6 protein-coding genes are annotated in these 15,539 nt (G+C 41.3%); 4 read left to right on the forward strand and 2 right to left on the reverse strand.

Annotated elements, in window-relative coordinates; all coding sequences use genetic code 11:
• Positions 1-18 precede the first annotated feature (18 nt).
• From BSAG_RS20440 to BSAG_RS20425, 4 genes are all read left to right on the forward strand, one after another.
• On the forward strand, positions 19-2,838 hold the full coding sequence (locus tag BSAG_RS20440) for a glycoside hydrolase family 98 domain-containing protein (RefSeq protein ID WP_008016210.1): 2,820 nt from the start codon (positions 19-21) through the stop codon (positions 2,836-2,838).
• 85 nt (positions 2,839-2,923) lie between these two features.
• Positions 2,924-5,467: a glycosyl hydrolase 115 family protein gene (locus BSAG_RS20435; RefSeq protein WP_004316132.1), complete on the forward strand. Its 2,544-nt coding sequence runs from the start codon at positions 2,924-2,926 to the stop codon at positions 5,465-5,467.
• A 26-nt stretch (positions 5,468-5,493) separates the two neighbouring features.
• Complete coding sequence (locus BSAG_RS20430) at positions 5,494-7,410, forward strand: sialate O-acetylesterase (protein ID WP_004316131.1); 1,917 nt, start codon at positions 5,494-5,496, stop codon at positions 7,408-7,410.
• Positions 7,411-7,417: 7 nt separating this feature from the next.
• Positions 7,418-8,806, forward strand: coding sequence for a glycoside hydrolase family 43 protein (locus BSAG_RS20425; RefSeq protein WP_008770379.1), 1,389 nt, complete (start codon positions 7,418-7,420; stop codon positions 8,804-8,806).
• 21 nt (positions 8,807-8,827) lie between these two features.
• Here the strand turns inward: BSAG_RS20425 and BSAG_RS20420 are convergent, their stop codons facing one another.
• Together BSAG_RS20420 and BSAG_RS20415 are read right to left on the reverse strand one after the other, a co-directional pair.
• On the reverse strand, positions 8,828-12,847 hold the full coding sequence (locus BSAG_RS20420; protein WP_004316129.1) for a two-component regulator propeller domain-containing protein: 4,020 nt from the start codon (positions 12,845-12,847) through the stop codon (positions 8,828-8,830).
• A 158-nt stretch (positions 12,848-13,005) separates the two neighbouring features.
• The gene (locus BSAG_RS20415; RefSeq protein WP_004316128.1) at positions 13,006-15,441 is read right to left on the reverse strand and encodes a glycosyl hydrolase family 95 catalytic domain-containing protein; all 2,436 of its coding nucleotides are present in this window, start codon (positions 15,439-15,441) and stop codon (positions 13,006-13,008) included.
• Positions 15,442-15,539: the final 98 nt, after the last annotated feature.

A 15,539-nucleotide genomic window follows, 5' to 3' on the forward strand; every position in this document is an offset into this window, starting at 1 on the left:
ATAATAACTAGTTGGAATATGATGAATTTGTTAAATACGAAAAGTAAGCTATCATACCTACTTTTTCTCGGAATAGTATGCTGTGCATGTATTCTTGGTTCCTGTAAAGATGACGATGTCATTGATCCTGACGCTCCTTCCGTACCGAAACCCGGTACGGCTGTCGAGAATATTAATACTAATGTCAAGGCATTACGTAAGCTTATTGAGGCCAAACAACAGGACCTGGCTGTAAAGACATACAATCCGGTGAATAATGGCGCGAGTTATACGATTGAGTTGTCGGATGGTACAAGCTTCAGTATGTATGCTCAGATAGCAGCATTGGAAGGCGGAGGAGAGGATGTAGTTTATTCTCCAAAAGTAGGTGCCAAAGTAGAACATGATGAATATTATTGGACTCTTGATGATGCCTGGCTAACGTTTGAGAATGATGAAAAAGTCAAGGTGTTGGATGAAAACAATACAGTTGCACCGATAGTAGATATCAACACTGACGGCTATTGGACTGTAAAATACGGAGCTAAGTCTCGTACCCTTGACAAGGCGGTGAGCGGCAAACTTACCAGTCAGTTTAAACAAGTGAGTGCTATTGGTGACGAATCTGTCAGTTTCACTTTTACCGACCGGACACCTGTCATCGAACTGAATCTTTTTAAAGGAGATAATCCCGAAATTCCTCCGGTAACGGGGGCGTTACGCCGTCCTATTTCTCCTGAACAACCGGCATGGTTTGTTCATATCGATTCATGGAATTATGCCGATCCTCAGAAAATCATAGACCTTATCCCTGCAGATATTCGTCCGTTTACCATTTTTAATATCTCGTTGTCTGTAAGCCATGATGAGGCTACTGGGATCTATAATGTAAGCGAGTATGGTTATGAGATAGCAAAGTCGTGGTTGAGGACGTGTGCTGAAAATAATGTGTGGGCGATGGTGCAGCCTTCAAGCGGCGGTTTTAGTCATTTTAAGGATGTCAGCTTATATAGTCAATTTGAAAGTGACGATAAGGTTCGGGTATATGATGAGTTTTTCAGAGAATATCCCAACTTTCTTGGTTTCAATTATTGTGAGCAGTTTTGGGGGTATGATGACCAGTTCTCTGTATCGTGGTTACAACGAGTGGCTCACTGGAATCAACTTTTGAAACTTACTCATAAATATGGAGGATATCTGGTAGTTAGTTTCTGTGGTAATACTTGGTCGGCTAATATTAATCCTATTGCTCTTGTGAAGCGTAATTCTGATTTTGCCCAAACTGCCAAGTTGTACTCTGAAAATTTCATTATGTGTGAAAAATACACCACGCAAAGTGGCTTCTTCAATGTCGAAGGAATTTGTTTAGGCACGTGGCTCTCCGGTTTTGCAGGTCAGTACGGCATCCGTTTCGACCAATGCGGCTGGACAGAGGAGAAAGGACAGAATGGCGATAAGGATTTCCCGCCGGCTGCCGGTGCGCTGCCTATTATAGAGCATGTGATGCTGACAGGTCAGACTGTTATTGACGGACCTGAACTTATATGGCAGCAATGTTTTAAGGAGACGAATGCAGTCAGTGTAGGTGATGGTTATCAGAGCCGTAATTGGGAATGTTTTCCGCAATTTGTCAATATCAATATAGATATGTTCCGTAAGATTATTGATAAAACAATTCGTATTCCTTCCCGGAAAGAAGTTATTGACCGCACGAAAGTGGTGATTCTTCAAGATGTCTATTCCGGTGATGATAATGCTAAATACAGCAGCCCGAAGAATTTGCATGAAGGGCTTTACCTTCGCGATGATGATGGTAATCTTTGGGATAATCATTGTTACTTTAAGAAAACGGGCCGTTATCCTACGATTCCTGTTGCGTTCGAATTGTGTGACGATGTAGCTAATTCATTCCAGTATAAAATCAACCAATCAACTTTCGAAGGATCTTGGAGCGATGTAAATACTAAAGTTGGAAAATTCAACCGTTGGTTCCCGCAAGAGTATACGGGAGAACTTTATGCAGGACGTATAGAAAATGGTTGGGTGGTTTATAACGGACTTGCCGGAATACGGAATGCTGCAATTCCGTTTAAATACAATACATGTGACAAGATGGAATTGGCTTACTCCAAATATACTGTAAGTGTTATAAAAGAATATGCCAATAAGCTCACCTTCTACATGAATAACTATGACCCTAGTGGTTCGAGCAAGACGGAGGTAATCAAGATATATGGATGTACATCCAAACCAACTCATTCTGTGTCTTCCAGAGCCAATGGTACTGCACAAGTTTCCGAGAATTGGAAAGAAGATGTATATACGCTGACTGTCACTCATAACGGACCATTGGATTTGACGGTCAATTGTTCAGGAAAAGCCACCGATCGTTTAACTGTATCTACTGCAGCATCTATCCAGATTCCCGCTTCTCCACAAATTTATCAGGGCGCTTATCAGTATGAGGCTGAATGCTTTGATTTTAAAAATGTGACTAAGAGAGTGACAAAAGGAGATTCGGAGCCGATACGTAACTACACAGCACAGGGATATATAAATTTTGGTGCTAGTTCTGCAGCTGCCGTACGTGATGCTGTTACTGCACTGGAAGATGGTGTATATACAATCCGTATTCGCTACCGTGCTCCGTCGGCTACAGTCAATACCGTAGATATGTATATAAACAATACCAAAGTAGGTACTCCGGAGTTTGCACAAACTGATAATGACAATACTGTATGGAATACAGCCTTAATGTCGGTTTCCTTACGAAAAGGGGCAAATACGTTTGAATTGAAAGCCAATTCATCAGGTGCCGGTGACTTGTATCTCGACAACATTGTTATCGAAAGAAAATAAGAATTCTCTTAAATTCGATTATCCGCATTTTACAAGTAGTATCTTGCGGATAATTGTTTTTAGGACAGTATGTAACTAGAAAATAATGAAGAACATGTTTTTGAGTCGGATAATAATTATATTTCTATTCTTATGTGTATCTGTTTTGAATGCTGCGGAACCATTTGTCACTTTTATATCAGCGGATGCCAAGTTACCTTTGGTTACACCACAAAACAGATCGTTCTCTATTTGGTGTGATGATGCAGAACATCGTGGGGTGCTGTTAGCGGTGCGTAATTTACAAACGGATTTTGAAAAAGTGACTACTGTAAAACCCGAATTATCGAATATTGCGGGAAAAGAAGTGCGTATTATCATAGGTTCGTTTGACAAAAGCCCACTTATACGTCAATTAGTAAAAACAGGAAAACTGGATGGTAAAGAATTGAGAGGTAAGAATGAAAAATATATAATCACCACTCTTCATGCTCCTTTGGAAGGTTTACAGGGAGATGTGCTGCTGATTGCTGGAAGTGATAAGCGTGGAACGATTTATGGTATTTATGAATTGTCAAAACAAATAGGGATTTCTCCTTGGTACTGGTGGCTTGATGTTCCGCCGGTAAAGCATCAGGCTATTTATATTAAAGAAGGTGTTTATACTGATGGTGAACCGGCTGTAAAATACCGTGGCATTTTCATTAATGATGAATGGCCTTGTATGGGAGGTTGGACAACTGAAAAGTTCGGAGGATTTAACAGTAAGATGTATGTGCATGTCTACGAACTTCTCCTCCGTTTGAAAGCTAATTTTCTATGGCCGGCCATGTGGAGTGCAGCATTTTATGCAGATGATCCGATGAATAGTCCTTTAGCTGATGAAATGGGGATTATAATCGGGACTTCCCATCACGAACCGATGGCACGTAATCACCAGGAATATGCCCGTAATCGTAAGTTGTATGGTGAGTGGAACTATCAGAGGAATAAAGAGGGAGTAGAACGTTTTTTCCGTGAGGGTATCAAGCGAATGAATGGAAAGGAAGAAGTAATTACTATCGCTATGCGTGGTGACGGTGATGCTCCGATGGGACCCGATACAGATACGCATCTATTGGAGGAAATCGTAAAAGGACAGCGTAAAATAATAGCAGATGTAACAGGTAAACCTGCTTGTAAGACTCCACAATTGTGGGCACTTTATAGTGAAGTACTGGAATATTATGATAAGGGAATGAAAATACCTGATGATGTCATGATTTTGCTTTGTGATGATAATTGGGGGAATGTACGTCGTTTACCAGATTTAAAGGATAAACGGCATCCTGGTGGATATGGTATGTATTATCATGTAGATTTACATGGAGCACCACGTGCCTATCAATGGCTGAATATGACACAGATCCAGCATATGTGGGAACAATTATATTTGACTTATTCTTATGGTGTGGATAAAATGTGGATTCTAAATGTGGGGGACTTGAAACCGAATGAATTTCCTGTTGATTTTTTCTTGAATATGGCATGGAATCCTGGACACCTTACGGCTGATAATTTACAGGAATATACTTGTAGTTTCTGTAAACAACAGTTTGGGGATAACTATGCAGTAGAAGCCGCTCGCATCTTAAATCTGTATTGTAAATATGCTGCTCGCGTAACTGCAGAAATGTTGGATAGCCAAACTTATAATCTTTCCAGTGGAGAATTTAAGGCTGTAACAGATGAATTTCTTGCTTTGGAGGCGCATGCCTATCGTCAGTTTATGACTTTACCGGAAGAATTGAAGGATACATATAAAGAACTCATTCTTTTTCCTGTTCAGGCCATGGCAAACCTTTATGAGATGTATTATGCGGTTGCTATGAATCATAAGTTAGCATCTGAGGGTGATCCACGTGCCAATGAATGGGCAGATAGAGTGGAGTATTGTTTCAGGTATGATGCGGAACTTTGCTATGACTATAATAACAATATAGCTGATGGAAAATGGAATCATTTAATGGATCAGACGCACATCGGTTATACAAGCTGGGATGAGCCTAAAGGAGGAAATATAATGCCCGAAATCATAAGAGTGGATGTCTCTGCATATAAGCCGGGAGGATATGAGTATAAGGAGAAAGGTGGGGTGGTAGTAATGGAAGCGGAACGTTTTGCAGAATGTACACAAGGGAATAAGACGGAGTGGACAGTTATTCCTGACTTGGGACGTACTCTTTCTGGTTTGTCGTTGATGCCCTATACACAACCTGTAACAGGAGCTTCATTGACATATCGCATGAAGCTTAATTCTGAGATGAAAAATATACGTGTAAGATTAATCTTGGATAGTACTTTGCCTTTTATAAAAGGAGGACATAGTTATGCTATCAGTTTGGATGGTGGTAAAGAACAAATAGTAAATTACAATTCAGAGATGACTTGGGCTAATTGTTATACGAAGATGTATCCCGCCGGTGCTGCGCGGTTGATAGAGTCGGTGGTGGATTTTTCCAATGTTAATCTGAAAGAAGGAATACATGCATTAATTATTCGTCCGTTAAGCCCTGCTATTGTATTGCATAAAATTATAATTGATTGTGGTAGTGATGAAGTCAGTCGATTGAATCTTCAGGAAAGTCCTTATCGCAAGGTTACGCATTAATTAATATTTATGATATAGATACGCAAATGAAGAAGATTATTGTCTTATGTTGTTTATTATGTGCAGGCATATTTGCCTTTGCACAAGACCCGAATTTCCATATTTATCTTTGTCTAGGACAATCCAATATGGAAGGGAATGCAAAGATCGAGGCCCAGGATACGTGCAATGTCAATGAACGCTTTCTGATGATGGCGGCTGTTGATTGTCCGTCTTTGGGACGTGTCAAAGGACAGTGGTATAAGGCTGTTCCTCCGTTGGTACGTTGCCATACAGGGTTAACACCGGCCGATTATTTCGGACGTACGTTAGTGGAAAGGCTGCCTGATAATATTAAGGTAGGTGTCATCAATGTAGCTGTAGGTGGTTGCAGGATTGAACTGTTTGATGAGGAGAATTGCGAAGAGCATATTGCCTCTCAACCGGAATGGCTGAAAAATACCGCGAAAGCGTATGGTAATAATCCTTACCGTAGACTAAAAGAATTGGCTGTAGAAGCACAGAAAGCCGGTGTGATTAAAGGTATCCTCTTGCATCAAGGCGAGTCTAATACCGGTGATAAAGAGTGGCCTCAAAAAGTAAAGAGAGTCTATGAGAATTTGTTGAGGGATTTGAATCTTCAGGCAAAAGATGTTCCCTTGTTGGCGGGAGAAGTGGTGCATGCCGACCAGAATGGCAGATGTGCAAGCATGAATGAGATAATCAATACGCTGCCGCAAGTGATTCTGACCGCATACGTGATTCCTTCTTCGGGCTGTCCTGCCGCAGAAGATAATTTGCATTTCACGGCAGAAGGATACAGGAAATTGGGAGTGCGGTATGCCGAGAAACGACTCCTTTTGTTGGAGAAGGAACCAAACTCCGGGATTACTACCGAACCGGCATCCACTAATATTCCGGGATATGACTATCCCCGGGTGGATAAAGAGGGGCGTGCTCATTTTCGTTTCTATGCTCCGCAGGCTAACAGGCTACAAGTGGATTGTTGCGGAAAGAAGTATGATATGTGGAAAGATGCCGGAGGACTCTGGACGGCAACGACCAACCCTCTGCCTGTAGGATTCCATTATTATTTCCTGATTGCAGACGGGGTGTCGGTAACAGATCCTTCCAGTTATACGTTCTTCGGTTGTTGCCGTATGGCAAGTGGCATCGAAATCCCTGAAGGTGAGGAGGGGGATTATTATCGTCCTCAACAGGTACCTCACGGGCAGGTTCGTTCCTGTACGTATTACTCCGAAACGCAGAAAGAGTTCCGTCTGTGTATGGTATATACGCCGGCAGAGTATGAAACTCATCCGAAGAAGCGCTATCCGGTATTGTATCTGCAACATGGCATGGGTGAAGATGAAACCGGCTGGAGCACGCAGGGAAAGATGAATCATATTATGGACAACCTGATTGCATCCGGTCAGTGTGTGCCGATGCTCGTGGTGATGGATAGCGGTGATGTGGAAGCTCCGTTCCGGCCGCGTCCGGGAAAAGATGTGAACGAGGAGCGGGCTTTGTATGGCGCCACCTTTTATGACGTTATTCTGAAAGACCTGATTCCTATGATAGACCGGACATTCCGTACGAAAACCGACCGCGAACACCGTGCTATGGCAGGACTCTCGTGGGGAGGACATCAGACTTTCAATACGGTTCTGCCTCATCTCGATAAGTTTTCTTATATCGGAAGTTTCAGCGGGGCGATTTTCGGTCTGGATATGAAGACTTGTTTTAACGGAGTGTTTGCGGATGCGGACAAGTTCAATAAGAAAGTGAATTATTTCTTTCTCGGCTGTGGCACGGAGGAACAAATGGGAACAAAGAAGATGGTGGATTCACTCCGGAAACTGGGTATCGAGGTTGATTATTACGAATCGCAAGGCACAGCGCATGAATGGCTCACGTGGAGACGTTGCCTGAAAGAATTTGTACCACATTTATTTAAACACTGAAAATAGCATGAAAATGAAATCTACATTTATCGCAGCCACATTGTTGCTCGTTTCGGTTATGACCGAAGGAGGACTGTCGGCACAGAACCCGATTGTGCAAACTTGCTTTACTACAGACCCTGCTCCTATGGTGCACGACGGCACCTTGTATGTGTATACGGGACACGATGAAGACAAAGCGGATTTTTTCTGGATGCAGGAATGGCGTGTGTATTCTACCAAAGATATGGTGAACTGGACCGATCACGGCTCTCCTCTTGCCATCGAATCATTCGACTGGGCGGACGACCGTGCCTGGGCAGCACAATGTGTAGAGCGTAATGGTAAGTTTTATTGGTATGTCTGCCTGCATTCCAAACTTTCCAATACGATGGCAATCGGTGTGGCGGTAGGCGATTCGCCTGTCGGTCCTTTTAAAGATGCCATCGGCAAACCGCTTCATGACGGAAGCTGGGACTATATTGATCCTACGGTCTTCATTGATGATGACGGTCGTGCTTATCTGTATTGGGGAAATCCGAATATCTATTATGCAGAACTGAATGACGACATGATTTCCTTGAAAGGTGAAGTGGGCAAACTGGAACAGACTGTTGAGAGCTTTGGTGCACCCAATCCGGAAAAACGTGTCAAAGATGTTAAGTATAAAGATACTTATACAGAAGGTCCATGGCTTCATAAACGGGAAGGAAAATATTATCTTCTTTATGCTGCCGGAGGTGTACCCGAACATATTGCCTATTCCATGAGTGACGGACCTCTTGGGCCGTGGAAGTATATGGGAGAAATCATGCCTTTACAAGATACGGGCTCGTTTACTAACCATTGTGGAGTGATAGACTATAAAGGCAATTCTTATTTCTTCTATCATACGGGTAAGCTGCCGGGTGGTGGAGGCTTCGGGCGAAGTGCGGCGGTGGAGCAATTTAAGTATAACGCTGACGGCACTTTCCCGATTATTAATGCTACCCGGGAAGGGGTGTCACCGGTAGGTACGCTCAATCCTTACGAAAGGGTGGAAGCTGAAACAATCGCTTTTTCTGAAGGTGTGAAGTCCGAACCCAATGCGAAAACCGGTATATATATATCTGAAATTCATAATGGAGATTATATAAAGGTACGTGAAGTGGATTTCGGCAATAAATCCCCCAAACGGTTCACTGCTACCGTTGCCAGTGCCCTTCGTGGCGGGACACTTGAAGTACGTACAGACAGTATAAGCGGACCATTAATTGCGGAACTGACTATTCCTTCAACGGGAGGTTGGGAATGCTGGAAAACATTGCAGGCTGATATTGTAAAACCGGTCACAGGAATACAAGATATTTATTTTGTATTCAAAGGACGTAAAGGCTGCAAACTGTTTAACTTTGATTGGTACAAGTTTAACAGATAAACATGCTAGAGAGCAGTTGGGTTACTCTTCTTTTTTGCTCAACTGCTCTTTCATATACATTGAAGGCGGCATTCCATACAATTCTTTGAATGTTGTCGAGAAATTATTAGGATCAGTGAATCCTGTTAACATGGCTATCTCGGATATGGTATGCTGTTTTTCGGACAATAGACGAGCGGCTTCTTTTAAACGTATATTACGTATAAAGTCACGGGTTGTCTGGTTGGTGAGCTCCTTGAGTTTCCTGTGAAGATGTACGCGGCTGATACCTACTTCGGTGGTGATTGTCTCTATTGTCAAGTTAGGGTTACCGATGTTTTCATTGATCACTTTCATAATACGTTCCATCAATTTCTCATCGGGTGATTTCACTTCCAGTTTCTGAACCTTGTTTTCCAGATTTTGCTGTCCTGTAAATACTTTGCGTAACTGCTGCCGTGTATTAATCAGATTTTCTACCGTCTTTTGCAGAATTTCGATATTGAATGGCTTCATGATATAGGCGTCGGCTCCTGTATTCAGACCTTCAAGGTTGTCTTCTTCCCTCGTTTTCGCAGTAAGCAAAATGACTGGGATATGATTGAGATTTACATTCTGCTTGATCTTCCGGCATAAGGTAAGTCCGTCCATTTCGGGCATCATGATGTCACTAATGACTAAATCCGGAGTCTTTTTAAATATTTGCTCTAATGCTTCTTTACCATTACGGCTTTCCATGATATGAAATTTGTCCCCGAACTCCTTCGCTATATAATTTCGGATTTCTTCGTCGTCTTCTACAACTAATACGCGATATTTAGTTTTTACCCTGACTTTCTTTTCTTCCTCATTTTCTATAATGGGAGAGATGACAGGAACAGTTGGTACGGTTACTGTTACCTTTTGCTCATTGTTGTCAACTTCTTCAGGTCGTAGATGCTTGTTACCCAACGGTAATCGGATAATAAAACGGCAACCCGGTTGTTCTTTATTATTTTCTACATAGATAATTCCATGATGTAATTCCACTAATGAACGAGTCAGATGTAATCCTATTCCTGTTCCGCCTTTCGGATTCTGTTGGCTGTTACGGATCTGATAGAAACGTTCGAAGATATGTTCTTTTTCCTGTTCATCGATGCCTGTTCCGGTATCCGCGATAATTATTTCGGCATATTGTTTCAAGGGATCGGGCAGTGTATTGTCTTCTCCCGTACGGATGGTAATATCTATGTTTCCTTTTTCAGGAGTAAACTTGAAGGCATTAGACAGAATATTCAGGATAATCTTATCAAAATTACCTGTGTCTACCCATACATTCAGTTCCCGGAGTGTACTGTGAAGTTGTAGTTGGATATTTTTTGTATTTGCCTGTTGACCGAAAGTGGTACATAAATCCTCAATAAAAGGAATAATGTTGGTCTCCCGGAACATCAGGAACATTTGTCCTTTATCAATTTTCCGAATATCCATTAGTTGATTGACAAGATTCAGAATACGTTCCGCATTTCTGTAGATAATATGATATATTTTCAGGCGTTCATTGTTCTCCTCATTCTTAATCAGTTTCTGTAGAGGACTGATGATTAGAGACATCGGAGTGCGTATTTCATGAGAGATGTTGATAAAGAACTGCAATTTTGCTTCATTGATTTGTTCGGCATGGATATGTTGCAGCATTTCCTGATGCATTCTGTACCGATGTCTGATCTGAAGAATAATGATAAATATAATGGTCAGTAATAATAAGGAGTAGATAACTTTGGCCCACCATGAAGCATACCATGCAGGAGATATAAAGATGGTAATTTCTTTTATATTTGAATACACAGTGTTGTCTTTTGCTCTGATTTTAAAGTTATAGGTACCGGGTTTCAGATTGCTGAATGAGATACGGTTTACACCTTTGGGCAAACTAATCCATTTTTCATCGTTGATAGAATAAAGGTAGTTGATGTGTTCGGGGGCATTTAATTCCAGAGTGGCAAACTCGATACTGAACACATTGTCTTTATGGGATAGATAAAACTCTTTAGCGTTGAATACAGGGCAGTTGATAATATTGTGAATACCGGATTTCATTCCTTTTCTAACCGGATTGTTATGCAGGAAAAAGTCGGTAATCCGGATATTCCATGTTTTTGCCGGATTGATAATGTCTTGCGGATTGAAATAGGTGATACCATTCATTCCGCCAAACCAGATAATACCTTGTTTATCTTTGAAGGAGGCATTCTTGTAGAACTCATTTCCCTGTAATCCGTCGCTGACATAATAATTGATAAATTTGTCGTTTTTCTTTTGGAATTGGGAAATTCCGGCATTGGTGCTTATCCAAAGAAAATCTTTTCCGTCTCCTTGTATGGCATATATTGTATTACTGGGCAATCCGTCTGCAGTCGTATAAGTGGTTAGTTCTTTCGTTTTTTTATTCCAACCGGATAATCCTTCGGAACTGCCCAACCAGACAACTCCGTCGGCATCTTCAAAGATTGAATAAATAACATTTTGTGAGAGTATCTTATGACTTTGAAAATCAGGACTGTCAAGGTCTATACAGTTGACGCCGTCATAAGTTCCGACATACAGCTTATTATCATCGGAATAATGGAGGCAACCTATCCATTCGTTGATTAGAGATGTCTGAGATTGTACGGATGTAAATTCTTTCGTTTTCAGGTCATAGTAGAACAAACCGAATCCCATTGTCGCAATCCAAAGACGCTTGTTTTTATCTTCTGCGAAATCATATACACGTTGTATATAGTTGTTGTTCTTATCTACCAGTTTGTACTGGTAATCGCATAATCCTGTCTGTTTGTTCAGTTTTCCCATACCGTTGATAAATGAACCAATCCACATATTGTGTTCGGAGTCTTCATACAATTTAATAACAGTTGAGGGTACTGAATGAGGATGGGTGGTGTGTGAGAAATGTTTTGCCGGCTCCAATTTTTCTGTAAGGGCATAAATACCGTCGTTATCCGTTCCCACCCATAACATACCGTTGTTGTCTTTGCAGAATGAGGTTATACAACTGGAACCGATTATGTTTTTATCCATGGATTTATGTCCTATATACTTGAAACTGTTTGTTCGGGCAGGTATCTGCATGACTCCTTTCTGATAAGCAGCCAACCATAAGTTACCGGAATTGTCTTTTAGGATAGAATGTATTTTTGAATTTTTTGAATCAAAATAGTTGTTGTCAAAATTGTATTCGGAGATTTCATGAGTTTGGTTATTGTAGACACTCATACCTTTACCGTCAGTTCCGATATATAATTCATTTTGCGGTCCGGAATAGAGGAAACAGATAGGAAGTTCTCTCTTTTCTTTAAAATCAATAGGTATAAAGGAGTCTTGTCTTTTGTTATAGACGAATAGTCCTTTTCTCATACTTCCTACATAAATATTCCCACGTGAATCTTCACATATACTTTTGACATATCCGTTGTCTTTAGATAAATACAAAGTAAGTTGGTTATTAGAATCAAGACGATATACTCCTTCTTCGCCTTTTGCTATCCAGACATTCTGTTTCTTGTCTTCAATCATAAATCCTGTTGATGTCATGGGGATATCAATTTTTTGAACAGTCAACAGGTAATCTTTGATATTCAACCTGCACAACATATTTCCGGATACCCATATTTCTCCATTTCTCCTTTCGATAAAGGAAACAATATTGCTTTCAAATATTTCTCCATTGTCTTCCCTTATTGCAAGTGGGGTAAAATTGTCTGTGGCCGGATCATACATTTGAATTCCCATATATGTACCGATAAACAAATGACCTTTGCTGTCCTCAAAAACAGTACGAACAAAATTGTGGGCTAACGAATGTTCATTATTGGGCTCATGTTTGTATATGGTAAATTTAGCACCGTCATAACGGTTCAGACCATCTTCTGTTGCAATCCAAATGAAACCGTTCCGGTCTTGATATATTTGATTAATCAGACTACTGGAGAGCTCTTTGTCAGTAGTGAATAACTTAGGAGATTGTCCGTTGCATAACAAAGAAAACAATAATAATAGAAAAGTGAATACATTTTTCATAGTTATAGATCGTTGTTTGTTGTACAAAGAAAACTAAAAACCTAAATATAACCTAATAAAAAATGAATATTTTCATTAGGCTTCGGGGGTACAATCGGATGTTGTAACATCGTTTGTAAATAATGTAACATGGGAAAAGATTTATCCCTTCTTCTGTATTATTGTTTTCCTTCGATTGTATTTACAATATAGGTTTTACCCGCCTTTGTTTCGATGTCATATTCATAAACCTTCTGCAGTTTGGGAGATTGCGCACTTATCCCTTTGGCTACAAGAGGTCGTTTGATAGGAGTGGTGGCGAATAATCTATTTGAGCACTCTTTCCCGTTTACTTGTTTTAAGCCTTTCCCTTTCAGTGGGACATAAGACCGGATGCGGAGCGTACCGCCTATATTCGATCGGATGATCGCTTTATTTAACACATTGTTTTTCCAGTCCATATCGACAGTAAAGTTTCCACGTGCCACCAGCCCCTTCACACTTCCTTCTTCCCATGCATCAGGCAATGCTGGCAATAAATGCACGGCACCGTCATGACTTTGGAGCAACATTTCCGCTACTCCGGCTGTATAACCGAAATTACCGTCAATCTGGAAAGGCGGATGGGCATCCAGCATATTGGGATAGGTACGCCCGTTCGGATATTCTTTAGCCAAGTGATCGTTGGGCAATAGTTGAATCATATTTTTGATGATTTGGAAGGCATGGTTTCCATCCAGCATACGTGCCCAGAAGTTGACTTTCCAGCCGATACTCCAACCGGTAGCCTTATCACCGCGTTGAAGCAATGTGTTTCTTGCTGCCTGGAATAACTCGGGATTTGAGTATGGAGAAATTTGATTACTCGGATATAGCCCGTACAAATGTGAAATATGACGGTGCTCGTCCTTGGGATTGTCAATATCTTCAAGCCATTCTTGTAGTTGGTTATGTTTTCCTATTTGCATAGGTGGTAACTTCTCTAGTGTTTGTTTGAGGGAGTCTTGGAAAGAGGGGGCTTCACCTGCGATGTATGAAGCCAATAAGGTATTATGCAGTGCATCAAAGGCAATCTGATTGTCCATTGTGCAACCGGCCGTGATGGGACCGTGTTCTGGCGACACAGAAGGCGACACCACCAGCCATTTATAGGTAGGATGTTCTACCAAGAAATCCATGTAGAACTGCGCTGTTCCTTTCAGGATGGGATAATACTCTTTCAGGAACTCTTTATTTCCTGTAAAGAGGTAATGTTGCCAGATATGTTGAGCTAACCATGCGCCGCCGCTAGGCCACATGCCGGCTGCTGCAAAATCGACTACACCACAGATTCTCCATAAGTCAGTGTTATGATGTGCCACCCATCCCCAACAATCATACATGGTTCGGGCTGTTTCTGCTCCTGTGACGGATAAATCTTTCAACATAGAGAATAACGGACTATGTGTTTCACTTAAATTAGTGACTTCTGCCGGCCAATAGTTCATTTCTGTATTGATATTGATGGTGTATTTGCTATCCCAAGGTGCATGAGTACTGTTGTTCCATATTCCTTGCAAATTGGCAGGTTGTCCTCCCGGTTGTGAAGAAGAAATCAGCAAGTAACGTCCGTATTGGAAAAGCAAGGCTGCCATTGCCATGTCATTGCCTTGCCCGAAGTTTTCAATTCGTCGGGGAGTTTCTATTTGAGATGCTTCACTTGACGGCAAATGAAGTTGGACACGGTCGAATTGTTTTTTATAGAAGGCGATATGCTCTTTAAGAGCTTTTTCATAAGGAATAAGTATTGCTTCTTCCAAATAATCAGTAGTCCGTCGGGATTCATCTGCGCTCACATTCTGGTAATTTACATAGTTTGTTGCCGCCGATATGTAAAGAGTTGCTTCTGTACCACCGTTTATCTGAAGAATATTGCCTGCCGGGTGGATAATGCCATCTGTTTTTACTTGTACTTGACACTCTGCCCGTAGCGCGGCTTTCATGCCTTCCTGTTCTTTTCCTTGACAGGTGATAATCAGTTTGTCATTTTGAACATTGACCTCATTTTTCAGCGGACAGTTGTATGACACATTGAAATTTAGTGCATTAGGTTGACTCGCCTTGATGTGCATGATGATGACATTATCCGTGAATGAGGCGAAAGTAGTGCGGGTGTAGTTTATACCATTCACTTGATAGCGGGTAGTAGTTGTTGCATTTTCCAGATTCAAGTCGCGGTAGAAGTCGTCGGCATCCTTATGTCCGGGGAACTCCAGGTATAGATTTCCCAATGTCAGATAGCTCATTCCGTGTTGCCGGGTTAGAAAGTTGGCATCAATGAGCCTTTGTGCTTCCTTGTTTCTTCCTTCAAATATCAGTTTGCGCACAATAGGCAGGACATGTACTGCATTCGGGTTATTATTGTTATAAGGAGAGCCTGCCCAAAAAGTTTCTTCATTCAGTTGCAGTTCTTCACGCTCGGTTCCTCCATATACCATCGCCCCAAGGCGGGAATTGCCGATAGGAAGAGCTTCCGACCAGTTCTTTGCCGGTTGGCTGTACCAAAGTTTCAAATCTTGTCCTGAAACTAAATTGCTAGTTAACAGGAGTAACAGGAAGAGTGTGTTTCTATTCATATTATAGTATTTGTATAGGAATTAATATGGGTTTCTCATGATTCGAAAGCCTTTGTTCAAATCGGTTGGATGTATTTGTTGCAAAGATAGATTATTTA

The sequence above is a fragment of the Bacteroides sp. D1 genome, from assembly GCF_000157095.2.
Lineage (GTDB): Bacteria > Bacteroidota > Bacteroidia > Bacteroidales > Bacteroidaceae > Bacteroides > Bacteroides xylanisolvens.

Coding starts and splice junctions, on each gene's coding strand:
- BSAG_RS20440 (WP_008016210.1), top strand. CDS start 19: ATGATGAATTTGTTAAATACGAAAAGTAAGCTATCATACCTACTTTTT.
- BSAG_RS20435 (WP_004316132.1), top strand. CDS start 2,924: ATGAAGAACATGTTTTTGAGTCGGATAATAATTATATTTCTATTCTTA.
- BSAG_RS20430 (WP_004316131.1), top strand. CDS start 5,494: ATGAAGAAGATTATTGTCTTATGTTGTTTATTATGTGCAGGCATATTT.
- BSAG_RS20425 (WP_008770379.1), top strand. CDS start 7,418: ATGAAAATGAAATCTACATTTATCGCAGCCACATTGTTGCTCGTTTCG.
- BSAG_RS20420 (WP_004316129.1), bottom strand. CDS start 12,847: ATGAAAAATGTATTCACTTTTCTATTATTATTGTTTTCTTTGTTATGC.
- BSAG_RS20415 (WP_004316128.1), bottom strand. CDS start 15,441: ATGAATAGAAACACACTCTTCCTGTTACTCCTGTTAACTAGCAATTTA.